Source organism: Clostridium gasigenes, from assembly GCF_017348895.1.
Taxonomy (GTDB): domain Bacteria; phylum Bacillota; class Clostridia; order Clostridiales; family Clostridiaceae; genus Clostridium; species Clostridium gasigenes.
In genome coordinates, this window is sequence record NZ_CP071376.1 from 3,663,357 (window position 1) to 3,681,267 (window position 17,911).

17 protein-coding genes are annotated in these 17,911 nt (G+C 29.7%); 1 reads left to right on the forward strand and 16 read right to left on the reverse strand.

Annotation, left to right across the window (positions count from 1 at the left end):
* Positions 1-144 precede the first annotated feature (144 nt).
* The 14 genes from ispG to J1C67_RS17195 all read right to left on the reverse strand — a co-directional run bounded on the left by ispG (position 145) and on the right by J1C67_RS17195 (position 15,459).
* Complete coding sequence (gene ispG, locus J1C67_RS17130) at positions 145-1,194, reverse strand: flavodoxin-dependent (E)-4-hydroxy-3-methylbut-2-enyl-diphosphate synthase (RefSeq protein WP_167865546.1); 1,050 nt, start codon at positions 1,192-1,194, stop codon at positions 145-147.
* A 12-nt stretch (positions 1,195-1,206) separates the two neighbouring features.
* Positions 1,207-2,217 (reverse strand): RIP metalloprotease RseP, encoded by a 1,011-nt coding sequence (gene rseP, locus J1C67_RS17135; protein ID WP_207253533.1) that lies wholly within the window; start codon positions 2,215-2,217, stop codon positions 1,207-1,209.
* 13 nt (positions 2,218-2,230) lie between these two features.
* Positions 2,231-3,391 carry a 1-deoxy-D-xylulose-5-phosphate reductoisomerase gene (gene dxr, locus J1C67_RS17140; protein WP_167865544.1) on the reverse strand — a complete coding sequence of 387 codons (1,161 nt, stop codon included), beginning with the start codon at positions 3,389-3,391 and terminating at the stop codon, positions 2,231-2,233.
* Positions 3,392-3,428: 37 nt separating this feature from the next.
* Positions 3,429-4,442 carry an AI-2E family transporter gene (locus J1C67_RS17145; protein WP_167865543.1) on the reverse strand — a complete coding sequence of 338 codons (1,014 nt, stop codon included), beginning with the start codon at positions 4,440-4,442 and terminating at the stop codon, positions 3,429-3,431.
* A gap of 241 nt (positions 4,443-4,683) precedes the next feature.
* The gene (locus J1C67_RS17150) at positions 4,684-5,478 is read right to left on the reverse strand and encodes a phosphatidate cytidylyltransferase (RefSeq protein WP_167865542.1); all 795 of its coding nucleotides are present in this window, start codon (positions 5,476-5,478) and stop codon (positions 4,684-4,686) included.
* 18 nt (positions 5,479-5,496) lie between these two features.
* A complete protein-coding gene (locus J1C67_RS17155) occupies positions 5,497-6,258 on the reverse strand; it encodes an undecaprenyl pyrophosphate synthase (protein ID WP_167865541.1) in 762 nt (253 codons plus the stop codon).
* A gap of 111 nt (positions 6,259-6,369) precedes the next feature.
* Positions 6,370-6,921, reverse strand: coding sequence for a ribosome recycling factor (gene frr / locus J1C67_RS17160; protein WP_089967808.1), 552 nt, complete (start codon positions 6,919-6,921; stop codon positions 6,370-6,372).
* Between the two features lie 15 nt (positions 6,922-6,936).
* On the reverse strand, positions 6,937-7,650 hold the full coding sequence (pyrH, locus tag J1C67_RS17165) for a UMP kinase (protein WP_089967812.1): 714 nt from the start codon (positions 7,648-7,650) through the stop codon (positions 6,937-6,939).
* A gap of 74 nt (positions 7,651-7,724) precedes the next feature.
* Entirely contained in the window at positions 7,725-8,633 is a 909-nt protein-coding gene (tsf, locus tag J1C67_RS17170; RefSeq protein WP_089967815.1) for a translation elongation factor Ts, read from the reverse strand.
* A gap of 100 nt (positions 8,634-8,733) precedes the next feature.
* Positions 8,734-9,453, reverse strand: a complete 720-nt coding sequence (rpsB, locus tag J1C67_RS17175) for a 30S ribosomal protein S2 (protein WP_089967818.1) — start codon at positions 9,451-9,453, stop codon at positions 8,734-8,736.
* Positions 9,454-9,747: 294 nt separating this feature from the next.
* Positions 9,748-10,524: a GTP-sensing pleiotropic transcriptional regulator CodY gene (codY, locus tag J1C67_RS17180; RefSeq protein ID WP_089967821.1), complete on the reverse strand. Its 777-nt coding sequence runs from the start codon at positions 10,522-10,524 to the stop codon at positions 9,748-9,750.
* A 207-nt stretch (positions 10,525-10,731) separates the two neighbouring features.
* Positions 10,732-12,822 carry a type I DNA topoisomerase gene (topA, locus tag J1C67_RS17185; RefSeq protein ID WP_167865540.1) on the reverse strand — a complete coding sequence of 697 codons (2,091 nt, stop codon included), beginning with the start codon at positions 12,820-12,822 and terminating at the stop codon, positions 10,732-10,734.
* Positions 12,823-12,868: 46 nt separating this feature from the next.
* Positions 12,869-13,921, reverse strand: coding sequence for a DNA-processing protein DprA (gene dprA, locus J1C67_RS17190; RefSeq protein ID WP_167865539.1), 1,053 nt, complete (start codon positions 13,919-13,921; stop codon positions 12,869-12,871).
* Positions 13,922-13,938: 17 nt separating this feature from the next.
* A complete protein-coding gene (locus J1C67_RS17195; RefSeq protein WP_167865538.1) occupies positions 13,939-15,459 on the reverse strand; it encodes a YifB family Mg chelatase-like AAA ATPase in 1,521 nt (506 codons plus the stop codon).
* A gap of 130 nt (positions 15,460-15,589) precedes the next feature.
* Between J1C67_RS17195 and J1C67_RS17200 the strand changes: the two genes are divergently transcribed.
* A complete protein-coding gene (locus J1C67_RS17200) occupies positions 15,590-15,961 on the forward strand; it encodes a YraN family protein (protein ID WP_167865537.1) in 372 nt (123 codons plus the stop codon).
* A gap of 35 nt (positions 15,962-15,996) precedes the next feature.
* Here the strand turns inward: J1C67_RS17200 and J1C67_RS17205 are convergent, their stop codons facing one another.
* Both J1C67_RS17205 and ylqF read right to left on the reverse strand, forming a co-directional pair.
* A complete protein-coding gene (locus J1C67_RS17205) occupies positions 15,997-16,809 on the reverse strand; it encodes a ribonuclease HII (protein WP_167865536.1) in 813 nt (270 codons plus the stop codon).
* Entirely contained in the window at positions 16,809-17,771 is a 963-nt protein-coding gene (gene ylqF, locus J1C67_RS17210) for a ribosome biogenesis GTPase YlqF (protein WP_167865535.1), read from the reverse strand. The genes J1C67_RS17205 and ylqF overlap by 1 nt, the downstream gene beginning before the upstream one ends.
* Positions 17,772-17,911: the final 140 nt, after the last annotated feature.

Here is a 17,911-nt window from a genome sequence, read left to right on the forward strand (position 1 = left end):
TATAATCAGTATAAAAAAGCCAGCTTACGCTGACTTTTTTTATATTTTAGCCTATTTTATCCATTGGATAAGTTCTTTTAAGTTTCAGTTTACATAGTTTATTCCACTTTGGCAAACTTCACTTTAGTTATTTTTTCAAATACCTTATAAAGTTTCTATTTCTTCTAATAAAGCTTCTACAAGATTTTCTTCTTTTACTTTTCTTATTAACTTACCCTTTTTAAATATTATTCCTTCTCCATTTCCACCAGCAATCCCTATATCAGCTTCTCTTGCTTCTCCAGGTCCGTTAACTATACAACCCATTACTGCAACCTTTATGTTCTTATTACAATTTTCTAATCGTCTCTCAACTTCTTCTGCAATCTTTATAAGGTTTATTTGAGTTCTTCCACAAGTTGGACAAGATATAAATTGCATTCCACTTTCTCTAAGTTCTAAAGCTATTAACATTTCTTTTGCAACTTTAATTTCCTCTATAGGATCACTAGTTAGAGAAACTCTAATAGTATCACCAATACCTTCTGCAAGCAATGTACCTATTCCTATGCTTGATTTTATAGTTCCTCTAAAAGTAGTACCTGATTCAGTTACTCCTAAATGAAGAGGATAATCACAAGATTCACTCATTAATCTATAGGCATCTATCATTGTTTTAACATTTGATGATTTTATTGATATTACAATATCGAAAAATTCTAGTTCTTCTAATATTTTAACATGCCTAAGAGCAGATTCCACTAGTCCTTTAGCGGTTGGTTTTCCATCTCTTGCTAGTATATCCTTTTCTAACGATCCTGAGTTTACTCCAATTCTAATTGGTAACCCCTTTTCTTTCGCAGCTTCTACAACTAGTTTAACCCTTTCAACGCTTCCTATGTTTCCTGGATTAATTCTTATTGCCGAAACTCCATTTTTTATTGATTCTAGCGCTAATCTATAATCAAAATGAATATCTGCCACAACTGGGATAGGTGATTTTTCGCATATTTCCTTTAAAGCCTCTGCCGCTTTCATATCTGGCACTGCGCATCTTATAATTTCACACCCAGCATTATAAAGTTCATTTATTTGATCTAAAGTTTTTTTTGCATCTCTTGTATCAGTATTTGTCATTGACTGTATTGAAACAGGCGAATCTCCGCCTAGAAATTTATTACCTACTTTTACTTTTCTCGTTTGTTTTCTTTCCATGTTTATCCTCTCCTAAAATTTAATTGGGAATAATACATCCTTAACTGTAATTAGTATCATAAATCCAAAAAGAAGTATCATTCCTATATAGTTTACAGTAGCTACAATTTTATCTGGAACTTTTCTTCTAGTTATTAACTCAATTAATAGTATAACTGTCCATCCTCCATCTAATGCTGGGAATGGTAATAAATTAAATACCGCTAAGTTAACACTTATAAAAGCTGTGAAATACATAAGATTCAAGATACCACCTTTTGCGGCTTCCCCTGATAGTCTAATTATTGTTACAGGTCCACCTACATCAGTTTTTAAGTTTGCTTTTCCTGTAACTAGCATTTTTAAGCCTTTAAATGTTTGGACAATAAGCGTTTCTGTTTGTTTAAAACTTTGCTTAAACCCTTGGTAAAACGTTGGATTTTGTATTTTAACAAAGCTAATCCCTATAAGATATTTATTTTTTTCATCTATTTTGGGAGTTATTGTTACTTCTTTAATTTCTCCTGATCTTTTATATACTATATCTACAGGTTCTCCCTTTGATATCATAACCCCCATTAATATATCGTCTGCTGAGAATACCTTATCTCCATTTATATTTAAAAATTCATCTCCTGTTTGAAGACCCGCCTCATATGCAGGAGTATTATCTTGTACCTCTCCAACTTTTGGAAGGCTATATCCATTTTTAGATAGTATTATTGTGAATAAAACTAAAGCTAATAAAAAATTCATTATTGAACCAGCTAAAATTACACTTATTCTTCTTAAAGGAGATTTTGATGAAAAGCTTTTATTATCTTCAACTTCTTCCTCTTCTCCAAGCATTTTAACATATCCACCTATTGGCAGAATACCAATAGAATATTTAGTTTCTTTTCCCTGAGCTGAAAACATTTTAGGTCCCATTCCAATAGCAAACTCTTCAACTTTTATTCCATTAACCTTGGCCATTACAAAATGTCCAAGTTCATGAACAATTATAAGTAAACTAAAGGCAAGCATAGCAAAAACTATATACACGTACATCACTCTCCTAATTATATATTGATCTAATATATTTCCTTACTTTTTCATCTAATTCTAAAATATTATTTAAATTTAATTCTTTAGTTGCATCTTCCTTAAAATATTCCATACATTCTTCTATTATTTCAGCAACTTGCAGAAATTGTATTTTTTCTTCTAATAATAAAGCTACAGCTTCTTCATTAGCTCCATTTAATACAGTCGGCGTTAATCCACCTTTTCTTCCCGCCTTAAATGCTAACTTTAAGCATTTAAAAGTTTCAAAATCTGGTCTTTCAAATGTTAATGATCCAACTTCATAAAAATTTATAGAATTTGCAATTTCAGCTTTTCTTTCTGGATAATTAATTGCATATTGTATTGGCAACCTCATATCTGCTGACCCAAGTTGAGCAATAATACTTGCATCCTTATATTCAACCATTGAATGAATAATACTTTGTGGATGAACAACCACTTCAATATTATCATAATCACAATTAAATAAGAAATGTGCTTCTATAACTTCTAGCCCTTTATTCATAAGGGTAGCAGAATCTATTGATATTTTTTTACCCATTTTCCATTTAGGATGCTTTAATGCCTCTGCTACTGTAACTTTTTTTAAATACTTTGTATCTTTTCCTCTAAAAGGTCCCCCAGAAGCTGTTAATATAATTTTTTTAATATCCTTTTCAGTATATCCACTTAAGGCTTGGAATATAGCACTATGCTCTGAATCTACAGGTAAAATCTTAACCCCCATATCTCTAGCCTTATTCATTACAAGTTCTCCTGCAACAACTAGTGTCTCCTTATTAGCTAATGCAATATCTTTTCCAGCTTCAATTGCACAAAGAGTTGGCACAAGTCCTATCATACCAACTATAGATGTTACAACCATTTCTATTTCATGTAATGAAGCTATAGTTTTAAGCCCATCCATACCCTCAAGCACTACTATATCTAAGTTATTACTTATGCAATAATTTTTAATATTTTTTGCACTTTCAATATCCATCATGCCTACATATTTAGGTTTAAACTCATCTATTATTTCTTTCATTTTTTCTATAGATGAATTAGCTGTTACCCCTATTATTTTAATTTCTTCCCCTGATTTCCTAACTACATCTAATGTTTGGGTTCCAACTGATCCTGTAACCCCTAGTATTGAAATATTTTTCATTTTTACCTCCTTAGTTTAGAGACCTTCAAAAAATAAATTAATTTTTATTATTATTTTTTTTTGAAAGAGCCTTATTTCCTTGTATACTTTGTTTTTTATTTGTATAAATTATATCTTTTGCAATTATAGAATAAATTGGCCCTGCTATAATACCTATAACTCCAAATATATTCACCCCTATGTATATAGAAAGCATTACAACTAACGGATGTATATCTAATTTACTACTTAAAAACTTTGCTTCTAAAATTTGTTTATTTATAAGTACTAATAAATATAGCGCAACAAATCCTATTACTATTAAATATCTCTTGATTATAATATTGTATATTATAATTGGTATAAAAACAATTATTGTTCCAACATAAGGTAATATATCTAACATACCACATATAATTCCAAGAAATAAACTATTTTTAACCCCTAATATTTTAAATCCTATAACTATAATAACCGTACTTACAATCACTATTAAAACTTCTATTAAAAATACTTCCTTTAAATTTTTTTTCTTAATATAAATGCTTTCTATTATTTTCTTAGAAAATACATTTGATAGCAGATCTAACACTTTGTCCTTATCTACAAGTATAAAATATGTAGCTACATTACCTATAAAATATCCTATAAAACTGCTTCCAGTTATAGATGCTCCCTCTGCTATCATTGGCGTACTTATAATTTTGCTTAAAGTTTCTATTCCTTTATTTAAATCAAAATTAAGCAATACTTTTATATTGTTCAAAAAAATATTTACTGTTTCTATATTTCCTATATATAACTTATGAAATATTCCTATTAAGTTATTTCCAAAATAAAAAATTGTAAACCCTAATAGAAAATTAATTAAAATTATGCTTATTACTGCTGCAACTTTATTATTTATTTTAAACTTTACCAGAATTTTATAACTTGGAGTAGTAAATAAAAGCATTATTAATATAATAAAAAATGGTTGGAAATAAATCTTTATACTTAAAGTAATTATTACTAAAACTATAAATAAAACAATCAAATTAATAATTTTTTCATATTCATTATATATTTTCATAATCTCTCTCCTTTTACCTTGTGGTAAAAGTATATTACTTTTAAGTTTATTCAAGTACTCCTAAAGTAGCTATTTAAAAAATAACTACTCATATTTCGGCCTATTTTGAGCTATAGTTCTTAGGCTAGCACAAAACATCCTCAAAATTTTCACTTACTATTTTCTTTTATATCCCTTATATAAATATAGAACCATACGCAAATGCGTACGGTTCTATATTTTATATATAAAAAATAATTTATTAAATTCCCACTATAAATGTTAAGTAATAAAATACCACTGTAGCATTAAATAATATAGAATCAAACCTATCTAATATTCCCCCATGTCCAGGAATTAGATTACTATAATCCTTAATTCCAACATATCTTTTTACTGATGATGCAACTAAATCTCCAAACTGACCCATAACTCCACACAGTGCACCTATTAAGAAATAATGTATAATTGCAATTTGTGGAACAAAAGAACTTATTATAATTCCAAAAACTCCACAACCTATTGTACTTCCAAAAAAACCCCCAATTGAGCCTTCAATAGTTTTTTTAGGGCTCACTTTAGGACAAAGTTTTCTTTTCCCTAAATACTTTCCTGCATAATAAGCACTTGTATCCGCGAGCCAAGACCCTATAAATATTAGCCATACTAAGTAAGCTCCACCTACTTTGTTGTTTACAAGAGGTATAAAGCTAAATAAAACAACTACGTAAATAAATCCAAGTAAAGTTATTGCAACATCTATAAATGTGTATTTTTGATCTATTATTGGCATACATAATAAAACAAATGTCGCAATTATTACTAAAAACATTAGTGTTTCGAAATTATTATTTGTTATATAGAATATTATTAATAATATATACCCAACTATTGATATTGGATTAAATTCCTTTTGTTTTAGTGCATTATAGAACTCATATAGTCCAAACGCTGATAATACTATTGTAAATCCTTTTAAATAAGGACCTCCAAGTAATATAAATATTATAAATGGAGCTATCATTAATGCTCCTAAGTACCTGTTATCCGATTTCATAATATCCACCTCACTTCTTTATACGCCGCCAAATCTTCTATCTCTATTTTGATAATCATATATAGCTCTATGTAAATCCTTTTCTTTAAAATCTGGCCAATTTACATTTGAATACCAAAATTCTGAATAAGCACATTGCCATAATAAAAAATTGCTAATTCTTTTTTCTCCAGAAGGTCTTATTATAAGATCTGGATCTGGAGTACCCTTTGTGTATAAATAATTTTCAAAAATATCATCTGTAATATCATCTAAATTTATTATACCCTTTTCTACATCTTTAGATACAGCTTTTACAGCTCTTAATATCTCATCTCTTCCGCCATAGTTAAAAGCAATATTTACAACTACTCCCTTATTATCTTTTGTTAACTCTACTGCATCTTTAATTTCTTTTTGGCAGTCATCAGCTAGCTTTGTTGTATCACCTAAAATTTTAATTACGACTCCATTAGCATTAAGTTCACCTATTTCATTTCTTAAATATTCAACTAAAAGTTTCATAAGAGCTCCAACTTCGTCCTTTGGCCTCTTCCAATTCTCAGTTGAAAACGCATATAAAGTTAAGTATTTTATTCCAAGTACGTGTGATTCTTTTATTATTCTTCTTATTGATTCTACACCTGCTCTATGACCCATAGTTCTTGGTAATTTTTTTTCCTTAGCCCATCGACCATTCCCATCCATAATAATGGCAATATGCTTTGGTATGTTATTTCTATCTATTTCAATTTCTTTATTTTCAACTTTATGTTTTTTAGATTTAAAAAATCTTAACATACTCATCCCCCCACCATTTTCTTTAGGCATCTTCAAAAAAATAGACTAGCATATTAACTAGTTATTTTTTTGAAGATGCCTTATGGAAAAGAACCTGCAATTAAGCAGGTTTTATATTGACATAACTTCTTTTTCTTTTGCTAATATTAAAGCATCTATTTCTTTAACTACAGCATCTGTTACTTTTTGAATCTTATCTTCGCCGTCTTTAATTTCATCTTCTGAAAGACCATCTTTCTTTAAAGCTTTAATCTTTTCATTTGCATCTCTTCTTATAGATCTTAATGCAACTTTTGAATCTTCTCCAGCTTTTTTAACTTTTTTAACAAGATTTTTTCTTGTTTCTTCAGTTAATTCTGCTACTATTAATCTAATAACAATTCCATCATTTGATGGATTTATTCCTAAATTTGAAGTTAATATTGCTCTTTCTATATCTTTTAGCATGCTTTTATCCCAAGGCGCTATAACAAGCACTCTAGGTTCTGGTGCTGAAATATTAGCAACTTGACTTATAGGGCACATGCTACCGTAAGCTTCAATTTGAATCTTATCTAACATAGTAGGATTTGCTCTACCAGCTTTTAATGTAGCTAAATCTGAGTTTAAAACTGAAATAGTTTTGCTCATTTTTTCTTCTGCTAATTTTATAATACTTTTCATTTACAAACACCTTCCTTATTTCTTACAAACTAACGTTCCTATTTTTTCACCACTTATAGCTCTTTTTATATTTCCTTCTGTTTCTAATCCAAATACTAATATTGGAATACTGTTGTCCATACATAATGACGTTGCAGTTGAATCCATAACTTGTAATCCTTGTTCTAAAACTTCTATATATGATAGTTTATCATATTTTTTAGCATCTGAATACTTATTAGGATCTTTATCATAAACTCCATCAACGTTTTTAGCTAAAAGAATAACATCAGCTTCTATTTCAGCCGCTCTTAAAGCTGCAGTAGTATCAGTTGAGAAATAAGGATTTCCTGTTCCTGCTGCAAAAATTACAACTCTTCCCTTCTCTAAATGTCTAACTGCTCTTCTTTTTATAAATGGCTCTGCAATTTCTTTCATTTCTATAGCTGTTTGAACTCTAGTCATTACACCCATACCTTCTAGTGCGTCTTGAAGTGCTAAAGCATTTATACAAGTTGCAAGCATTCCCATATGATCTGCTGTAGATCTGTCCATACCTTCTCCTGTTCTACCTCTCCATATATTTCCACCGCCAACAACTAAGCCAACTTCAACTTCCATTGCTATTAAGTCCTTTACTTCTAGTGCGATCTTTTTAAGTACGTCAAAATCAAATCCAAAGCCCTTTTTACCAGCTAATGCTTCTCCTGAAATTTTAAGTACAACTCTCTTATATGCAGATTTTTTCATATTAGTACCTCCACGAATTCATTTTTTAGCTTGTTCTCTTTAAAAAAAGAGAACACAAAAGTGTTCTCTCGGTATTATTTACCCATGTTTGCAACTTCTTCTGCAAAGTTATTTTCAGCCTTTTCAATACCTTCTCCTCTTTCGAATCTTACGAATCTTGAGATTGAGATTGGTGAACCAACTTCTTTTGATTTTTCTTGAAGATATTTAGTTATAGTTAAATCTCCGTTTTTAACCCAAACTTGCTCTAAAAGACAAACTTCTTTGTAATACTTTTGAATTCTTCCCATAACCATTTTTTCAACGATTTTTTCTGGTTTTCCTTCATTTAAAGCTTGAACTCTATATATTTCTTTTTCTTTTTCTAAAGACTCATTATCTACTTGAGTTTTATCTAAGAATAATGGGTTAACTGCAGCAATTTGCATACATACATCTTTAGCAACTTGCTTTAGAATTTCGCTATCTGTATCACAAGCAAGTTCAACGATAACTCCTATTCTTCCACCCCCATGGATGTAGCTTTGAACTATCCCAGCTTCTACTGTGAACTTTCCAAATCTTCTAACTGTCATATTTTCGCCTAATCTAGCGATTAATGAAGTTAATGCTTCTGCAATTGTAGTTTCTTCTTCATACTTTTCAGCAATGAATGCTTCAATTGTAGTAGCTGAAGTTTTTGAAGCCATTTCAGCAACCTTTGTAGCAAAACCTACAAAATCTTCGTTATCTGCAACGAAATCTGTTTCACAGTTAACTTCTACTATACCAGCAATTTTATTATCTTCTGATATGAAAGTTTTAACTATTCCTTCAGCTGCAACTCTTCCAGCTTTTTTAGCTGCTGCTGCTAATCCTTTTTCTCTTAATACTTCAACAGCTTTTTCCATATCTCCCTGAGTTTCTGTTAAAGCCTTTTTACAATCCATCATTCCTGCGCCAGTTCTTTCTCTTAATACCTTAACTAATTGAGCAGTTATCATAGTAGATTCCTCCTTAGAGATAATTGTAATCTCTTTTATTTAGTTTTAAAGGTAAATGAAGGAAACCCCTCACCTACCTCTTAAAAATTATTTATAAAATTTATTCAGCTGATTCTTCTGATTCTTCTGATTCTTCGTTTTGTCTTCCTTCTATAACAGCGTCACACATTCTACCAGTTATTAACTTAACCGCTCTTATCGCGTCATCATTTCCTGGTATTACATAGTCAACTTCTTCTGGATCACAGTTAGTATCAACTATTGCTACTACTGGAATTCCTAAGATTTTAGCTTCTGATATAGCGTTCTTTTCTTTTCTTGGATCAACTACGAACATCGCACCAATATTATTAGCATCTAGGTTTCTTATTCCACCTAAGTTCTTTTCTAGTTTTTCCATTTCGCCTTTAAGCTTTATAACTTCTTTCTTAGGTAATACATCAAATGTACCATCTTTTTCCATAGTTTCTATAGCTTCTAATCTCTTTATTCTTGTTTTGATAGTTTTGAAGTTTGTTAACATTCCACCTAACCATCTATTGTTAACGAAGTGCATGTTTGATCTTAGTGCTTCTTCTTTTATTGCATCTTGAGCTTGTTTCTTAGTTCCTACGAATAAGACATCCTTACCCTCAGTTGAAACTTCTCTTATGAAGTTATAAGCTTCATCTACCTTTTTAACTGTTTTTTGAAGATCTATTATATATATTCCGTTTCTTTCTGTGAATATATAAGGAGCCATCTTAGGGTTCCATCTTCTTGTTTGGTGTCCAAAATGTACACCTGCTTCTAATAATTGTTTCATTGAAATTACTGCCATTGTTTGTTACCTCCTAGGTTTTTACCTCCACTGTCTTCTTTCTTATAAAGTTTCCGTTTAAGGCACCATCTTTATAAATTAGACAATGTGTGTATTTTAGTTCTTAGTTATTATAACATAATGTTAATTTAGTAGCAACATTTTTTATTTTCTATTTTTATATCTTCCTAAGGCCTCATCAAAAAAAAGCACGATATATAAATTAATATATCATGCTTTTATTAAGACGTCTTTTTAAAAACAACTAATCATTGTACCTTGTACCTTGTTTTGTTATTTTTTTAAGATGACTAACTATTTAATTTTCTTTAATTCATCTAATAGCTTTTCATTTAATATCTTAATATGGGTACCCTTCATACCAAGAGATCTTGATTCAATAACTCCAGCACTTTCGAACTTTCTTAAAGCATTAACTATAACACTTCTAGTTATTCCTACTTTATCAGCTATCTTAGATGCAATTAACAAACCTTCCATTCCATCTAATTCATGAAATATATGTTCAACTGCTTCTAATTCCGAATATGATAATGTACCAATCGCTAATTGAACTACAGCTTTCTTTCTTGCTTCATCTTCTATTTTATCTTGCTTAGCTCTTAACATTTCCATACCAACTATTGTAGAACTATATTCAGCTATTACTAAATCATCATCAGTGAATGGTTCTTCAAATCTAGCTAATAAAACTGTTCCAAGTCTTTCTCTATTTCCTATAGTAGGTACTATAGTTGTTATCTTATCCTTCATTATACATGAACCTTCACCTTCAAATACACAAAGGCCTTTATTATTTAAATTAGCCATAGTTTCATTTACATTTAATAACTTTTCATTATACTCCTCTGGGAATCTTTTCTCATCAACAACATGTTTCTTCATTATTTCACACTCAAATTCTTTAGAAAAACTATGCCCTAATATTTTCCCTTTTCTACTTACAACATATACGTTACAAGAAAGTACTTCACTTAATATTATACATATATCTTCAAATGATACAGCTTCTGTCCCTGACTTTTGAAGTATTTTATTTAGCTTTCTTGTTTTATTTAATAATGATGACATTTAATCATCCTCCTTATTGCCCTCTAGTAACTATATTTTAAATATTTAGAATATTTAAAATGTTTTAAATTTTTAAAACATTTTTGCCACCAATATATACTATCACAAGGCTTGCTTTATTTCAACAAATTTCACAATGTTTTCGACATTATACCTTATAAGGAGGTTAATTTATTACTTCATTAGTCTGTAATTGATTTCTTTTTCTTAATTATTATTTGTCTCTTTTACAACTTCTATTTTATGGTTACACTCTTTATTTGAGCATTGTATGAAATTCCCTTTAGTTTTACTATATTTTAACACCATGTAAGCATTGCACTCCGGACATTTATCCTTAACCGGTTCATTCCAACTAACAAAATCACAAGCTGGATAACTAGAACATCCAAAGAATTTTTTACCCTTCTTACTCTTTTTAACAACAACCTTTTTTTCACACTTAGGACAAGGTGTATCAATTTCCTCAACTATTGGCTTTGCATTCTTACATTCCGGATACCCAGGACAGGCTAAGAAGTTACCATATCTTCCATGTTTAATAACCATCATTTGCCCACACTTATCACAAGGAACCTCACTAACTTTATCTTCTATAACAACTTTTGAGATTTCTTTTTCTGCTTTTTCTATTGCTACTTGTAACGGTGCAAAGAACTCCCCAACAACTTTTCTCCATTCCTCATTACCACTTTCAATAGAATCTAAGTTTCGTTCCATCTCAGCAGTGAAATCTACATCTACTATTTGCTTGAAATATTCACTAACTATATTGTTAACAATAAATCCAAGTTCTGTTGGAAGTAGATTTTTCTTTTCTCTTTCTACATAAGTTCTTCCAAGTAAAGTAGAAATAGTCGGAACATAAGTACTTGGTCTTCCTATTCCCTTTTCTTCTAATATTTTTACAAAGGATGCTTCTGTATACCTTGCTGGTGGTTGTGTAAAATGTTGAGCCGCTTCTATTGATTCCGCCTCAAGTATTTCACCCTCTTCTAAAACTGGTAATGTTACTACTTCAGCATCTTCTTCTGTTGCATATTCATAAAGCTTCATGAATCCATCAAATTTTATTGTTGATCCACTAGCTCTTAATTTATAATCTCCATTTTGTATTTCTATTGAGTTTGTATTCATTTCACAAGAAGTCATTTGACTTGCCACAAATCTTTTCCATATTAAAGTATATAACTTATATTGCTCTCCTGTTAAATTTCCTTTTGCAATCTCTGGCGTAATCTCTATATGTGTTGGTCTAATAGCTTCATGAGCATCTTGAATATTTTTCTTACCTTTATAAACCCTCGGAATATCTGGAACATATTTTTCTCCATACATTTCAGCAACTAATTCCAAAGCTTTTACTTGTGCCTCATCTGCTATTCTCATAGAGTCTGTTCTCATATAAGTAATTAGTCCTACTGTTCCATAACCTTTAACTTCAACCCCTTCGTAAAGAGTTTGAGCTATAGACATGGTTCTTTTAGTCATGAAATTTAATTTCTTTGAAGCATCTTGTTGAAGTGTGCTTGTAGTAAATGGTGGCAGTGGATTTCTAGTCTTTTCACCCTTCTTTACTTTCATCACCTTAAAGTCACTCTTTTTAAGTTTATTTATAATTTCATCTGCTTCTTCTTTACTAGTAATATCTATTTTCTTACCCTTATAGGTAGTTAATTTCACATCAAATTTCTTCTTTTCTTTTTTCATATTACAATCTACAGTCCAATATTCCTTAGGAATAAACGCCTTAACTTCTTCTTCTTTATCACATATAAGTTTTAATGCTACTGACTGTACTCTTCCCGCACTTAATCCCCATCTTACATTTTTCCAAAGAATTGGACTTATTTCATAACCAACAAGTCTATCTAATACTCTTCTAGCTTGTTGTGCATCTACTAAATCTAAATCTATTTTTCTTGCAGCTTTAATAGAAGCTTTAACTGCACTTTTTGTAATTTCATTAAATACAATTCTACAACTTTCGTCTTCTGATATTTTTAAAATATTTGCTAAATGCCATGAAATAGCTTCTCCTTCACGGTCAGGATCCGTCGCCAGATAAATTTTATCAGCTTTTTTAGCTGCTTTTTTTAATTTATTTAACAATTCGCCTTTTCCTCTTATAGTTATGTATTTAGGATTAAAATTATCCTCTATATCAACGCCTAACTTACTTTTAGGCAAATCTCTTACATGCCCCATTGATGCTTCAACAGTATAATTTTTCCCAAGATACTTCCCAATAGTTTTAGCCTTTGCTGGTGATTCTACTATTACAAGATTATGTCCCATACAAAAAACTCCAGTATAAATACGGAGTTTGCACCCCCCTTATTTCTTATGATAATTTAGCGTAATAATTTCCCGGAAGGCAAATTATTTCATTTCTATTTTGCATTTCAAATAATAACCCAAACAATACCTTTCTGTCAACATTTACCCTTTCTATTATGTCATCTAAATGTTTAGGTTCACTACTAATAACTGTTAAAAGCGCATCTTTAACTCCATTTCCTACTTTAGCATAACTATTTTTATAAATTCCAAAAAATGTTCGAAGATCTTCCATTTCCGCAAAAGTACTTGCTCCATCACCAATAAGTTTATTACACCCAGTACTATTACTTTGAAGAACAGATCCTGGCACTGCCATTACTGATTTTCCCTCTTCTAGGGCATATCCTACAGTAATTAAAGAACCACTTTTAAGAGATGCTTCTATTACTACTAGTTTTTCACTTAACCCACTTATTATTCTATTTCTTCTTGGAAAGTTATAGCTTCTTGGCTCAGTACCTGGAAAAAATTCTGATAATAATAATCCTGTTCTCTCTATGTCTTTATATAACTTCTTATTTATTTTAGGATAGACCACATCTATTCCACAACCTAATACTCCAATAGTTCTTCCGCCCTCCTCAACAGCAACTTTATGCGCAATTGAATCAATTCCACTTGCAACGCCACTTACTATTGTTATAGAATTTAAGCACAGTTCTTTAGTTATACGTTTTGTTACTTCTCTTCCATAATTAGTGCAGTTTCTTGATCCAACTATTCCACCTGTTTTATCTTTTAAAAGACTTTTATCTCCTTTGTAAAATAATATATATGGAGGTTGTTTAAGATTCATTAATGACATTGGATAATCTATAGATGTGTAGGTTATATATCCAATGCCTTCTTTATTTAAATATTTTTTAAATTCTCTTATTTCATTTAATGTTATTGTTTTTAAATTATTTATTCTTTTTCCACGTAATATTCTAGCCTTTACTATATTATCAATATTATTATGTATAACTTCTTCATTTTCATACATACCTAATAATTTAATTTTACTTTCGTTAGAAATTTCAAGTAATATAAACCACAATATAAATTCTTCCACTAATATCACTTCCTTTATTATATTATTTCACCATTAACATTTTTTCTATACCCTATTGCTTCATATAAATGATGTTCTAAAACTTCAGAACATCCTTCTAAATCAGCTATACTTCTTGCTACTTTAATAATTTTTGTATATCCTCTCATTGTTAAATTATATTTATCATAATATAGTTGTAATAAATCTGTGCTCCCAGATGATAAATTACATAATTTCATAACATCTTTTCCAACTACATCGGAATTGTACTTATATATAGTATCTTTAAATCTCATTTCCTGTATTTCTCTTGCAAGTTCAACTCTAAATTTCATAGATTTAGTGTCATTAACAGTACTTAAATTCTTCCTTTTATCTATATCCGACCCTTTAATTCTTGGAACAAAATTTAATATATCTATTCTATCTAAAAATGCTCTAGACAATTTATTTAAGTATCTCCTTTTTTCTCCCTCTGTACAAATACAACTTTCTTCACTTATACCCCCACAAGGACAGGGATTAAAGGCTCCGACTAACAAAAAATTAGCAGGTAATTTATAACTTCCACTTAACCTACTTATATTAATAATTTTTTCTTCTATTGGTTCTCTTAGCACTTCTAGTACATCTCTTTTAAATTCTAAAATTTCATCTAAAAATAAAACTCCATTGTGGGCCAATGTAATTTCACCAGCTTTAATTTCTTTCCCACCTCCAACTAATGCCGTTCTAGTAATTGTATGGTGAGGATTTCTAAAAGGCCTAACTATTCCGCACTCTTCTTTAAATAACCCAGAAATACTATAAATTTTTGCAATCTCTTTTTCTTCTTCTAATGTTAACTTTGGCAAAATTGATGGCAGAGCTTTTGCAAGCATTGTCTTTCCTGCACCTGGCGAACCAAACAATAGTATATTATGTCTTCCAGCTGCTGATATTTCCATTGCTCTTTTAGAAGTGGTCTGACCTATAATTTCTCCAAAATCTAGATAACTTGAATTTACTTTCTTCTTTATGTCTTCTATTTCATAAGGCATAAGATCTTCATTATTTATAAACCCTACTACTTCATTTAAACTTTTAAATGGATAGAACTGGCCTATATTAAAATATCTTATTTCTTTTAAATTTTCTAAAGGAAATATGAATTTGCTCTTGTTTTTTTCATCACCTTCAAAAATTATAGGTAACGCTCCTTTAACTCCTTTTAAATCTCCGCCTAAGGAAAGTTCCCCAAATAAAACGTAGTCCTTTAAATTCTTTTCTTCAACTTGCTTAGATGCTATTAATATTCCTATTGCCATAGGAAGATCTAACAAGGATCCAATTTTTCTAACATCTGCTGGCGCTAAATTTATAGTTATTCTACCAAGAGGAAATTCAAATCCACTATTTAATATAGCTGACCTCACCCTCTCCTTTGCTTCTTTAATAGATGTATCAGGTAGTCCCACGATATTAAAATTTGGTATACCTTTGCTTATATCCACTTCTACAGTAATTAATATTCCATCTAATCCGTTATGTGTTGCACTTATTATTTCTATTGACATAAAATCACCCCTCTAAATTATTGACAAAGAATAAAATAATAATCATTGTATTTTTAAAATATGATTATTAAATTTTAAAAGAGGCTATATTTATAATAGAAAAACCTTATAAGTATGGAGGTATTTTATTATGAAAGGTTTTAATAAAGATATTGGTAATTATGGTGAAGATCTAGCTTTTGAATTTTTAAAAAGAAATGGCTACTTTATTTTATCTAGAAATTTTAGAAATAGATGTGGTGAAATTGATATTATATGTAAAAAATATGATTTAATTATTTTTGTTGAAATAAAAAGTAGGTATAACTATAACTACGGTTCTCCCATAGAAGCTATTACCTACTCTAAACAAAAGCAAATCATTAAATTATGTAAATTCTATATATATATTAATAAGCTTATTAATTATAACTTTAGATTTGATGTAATTGAGGTTTTTTTCAATAAAGATAATAATCTTTATTCTATTAACCATATTACTGACGCTTTCCGCGAAAGTTAATTTCTTTAAGTATATTTAAAAAATTTGTTAAAGAATTATAATATATTCCTTAAAAATGATAATCTATGAATTTCACAGGCCCCTACTTCTTTTAACCCTGCAATGTGCTTTACCGTACCATAACCTGAATTTTCTTCAAATGCATAATGGGGATATTTTTTACTATACTCTTTCATAATCTTATCTCTGTAAACCTTAGCCACTATAGATGCTGCTGCAATAGACGCTGATTTAGTATCACCCTTTATAACTGCTTTATTTTGAATATTTAAATTTTTTACCAAATATCCATCTGAAAGCACCAAATCGGGTGTTAAATCTAATCTAGTACAAGCTTCTAAAAATATTTTATTATTTGAGTATGCAATTCCTTTTTCATCTATCTCTGTATTTGAAGAAGCTGAAATATAATAATTAACTGCCTTTTCTTTTATTATTACCGCTAATTCTTCTCTCTTTTTTGCACTTAATTTTTTAGAGTCATTTATTTCTAAAATAAGGTTATCTTCTAAACAATTAAGGTCTAAAATCACGGCACAGGCTACTATTGGTCCAGCCAAGGGGCCTCTTCCAACTTCATCTACTCCTGCAACATATTCATACTCTCCAAAAGATTTATCAAAATTATACATAGCTTTAACTCTATTAATCTCGGCTATGATTTTATCTTTTTCTCTTTGAATTCTATTTCCTAAACTTTGAACATTTTTTCTCTTATCTAATATTAATATGTCAATAATTCTTATTAAATCAACCTTGTATAAAGAGTCTTTAATATCTATTTTATCCACTTCTTCTTTAATAGATTTAAAACTTAGGTCTTTAATATTAAGATCTAAAATATCCATTATTTATATTCCTTTTTCTTTTCAGCTGCTTTTTTCTTTAATTTTTCTTTTCTTTCAATTCTCTTTTTTTGTTTTTCTGTTAATTCTTTTTCTTCAATTACATCTTCATAGTCATCATCTGGACTTTCTAGAGATATATTTCCAAGCTTTCCACCTCTAAACTCGTCAAGTAGTATTACGGATATTCTATTGTAGTCAATTTCTCCACGTGCTATTATACAGCCTCTTTTTCTTGCTATTGCATCTAAAGTTTCTAATGGATTTTCATTCACTTCTTCTATCTTATATCTTTCTATTATCTTTTGTGAATGATTAACCTGAAGTTTTTCTACAAGCTTTAATGCTAATTCTTCAATATCCATTATTTCATCTTTAATAGCACCTGTAAATGCTAAATCCAAAGCTGTTGCTTCATGCTCAAATCTTGGCCATAAAACTCCTGGAGTATCCATCATTTCCATATCCATTTTAGTTTTTATCCATTGTTTATGCTTAGTAACTCCTGGTCTATCTCCAGTTTTCGCAATATTATTTTGAGCCATTTTATTAATAAATGTAGACTTACCTACATTAGGTATTCCAACAACCATAACTCTAGTTACAATCTTAACTACACCTTTTGATTTTAATCTATCATGCTTTTCTTTTAATAACTCATTTAAAATTGGTTTTATTTTATTTAGACCAACTCCAGTTATACAGTTAACTTCTATTGGCTTAACAAGATCTGTTGTTAAAAAATCCATCCATACTTTTGTAATTTTTGATTCTGTTAAGTCACTTTTATTCAATAAAATTATTCTTGGCTTACCCTCACAAAGTTTATCTATATCTGGATTTGCTGAACTTCTAGGAATTCTAGCATCTCTAATTTCTATTACAGCTTCAACTAATTTTAAATTATCTTCTATTTCTCTTTGAGTTTTTTTCATATGTCCTGGGAACCAATTTATTTTAGCCATTACATTACCTCCTAATTAATCAAGTTATTCTTAACTTCAGCTGGAGTTTACTTTTTCAAATGATATCTTACTCCAGCAGAAGCTTATAAGAACTTATCAAGTTCGAATAAATTGTATTTAATCATCTTAATATACCTTTT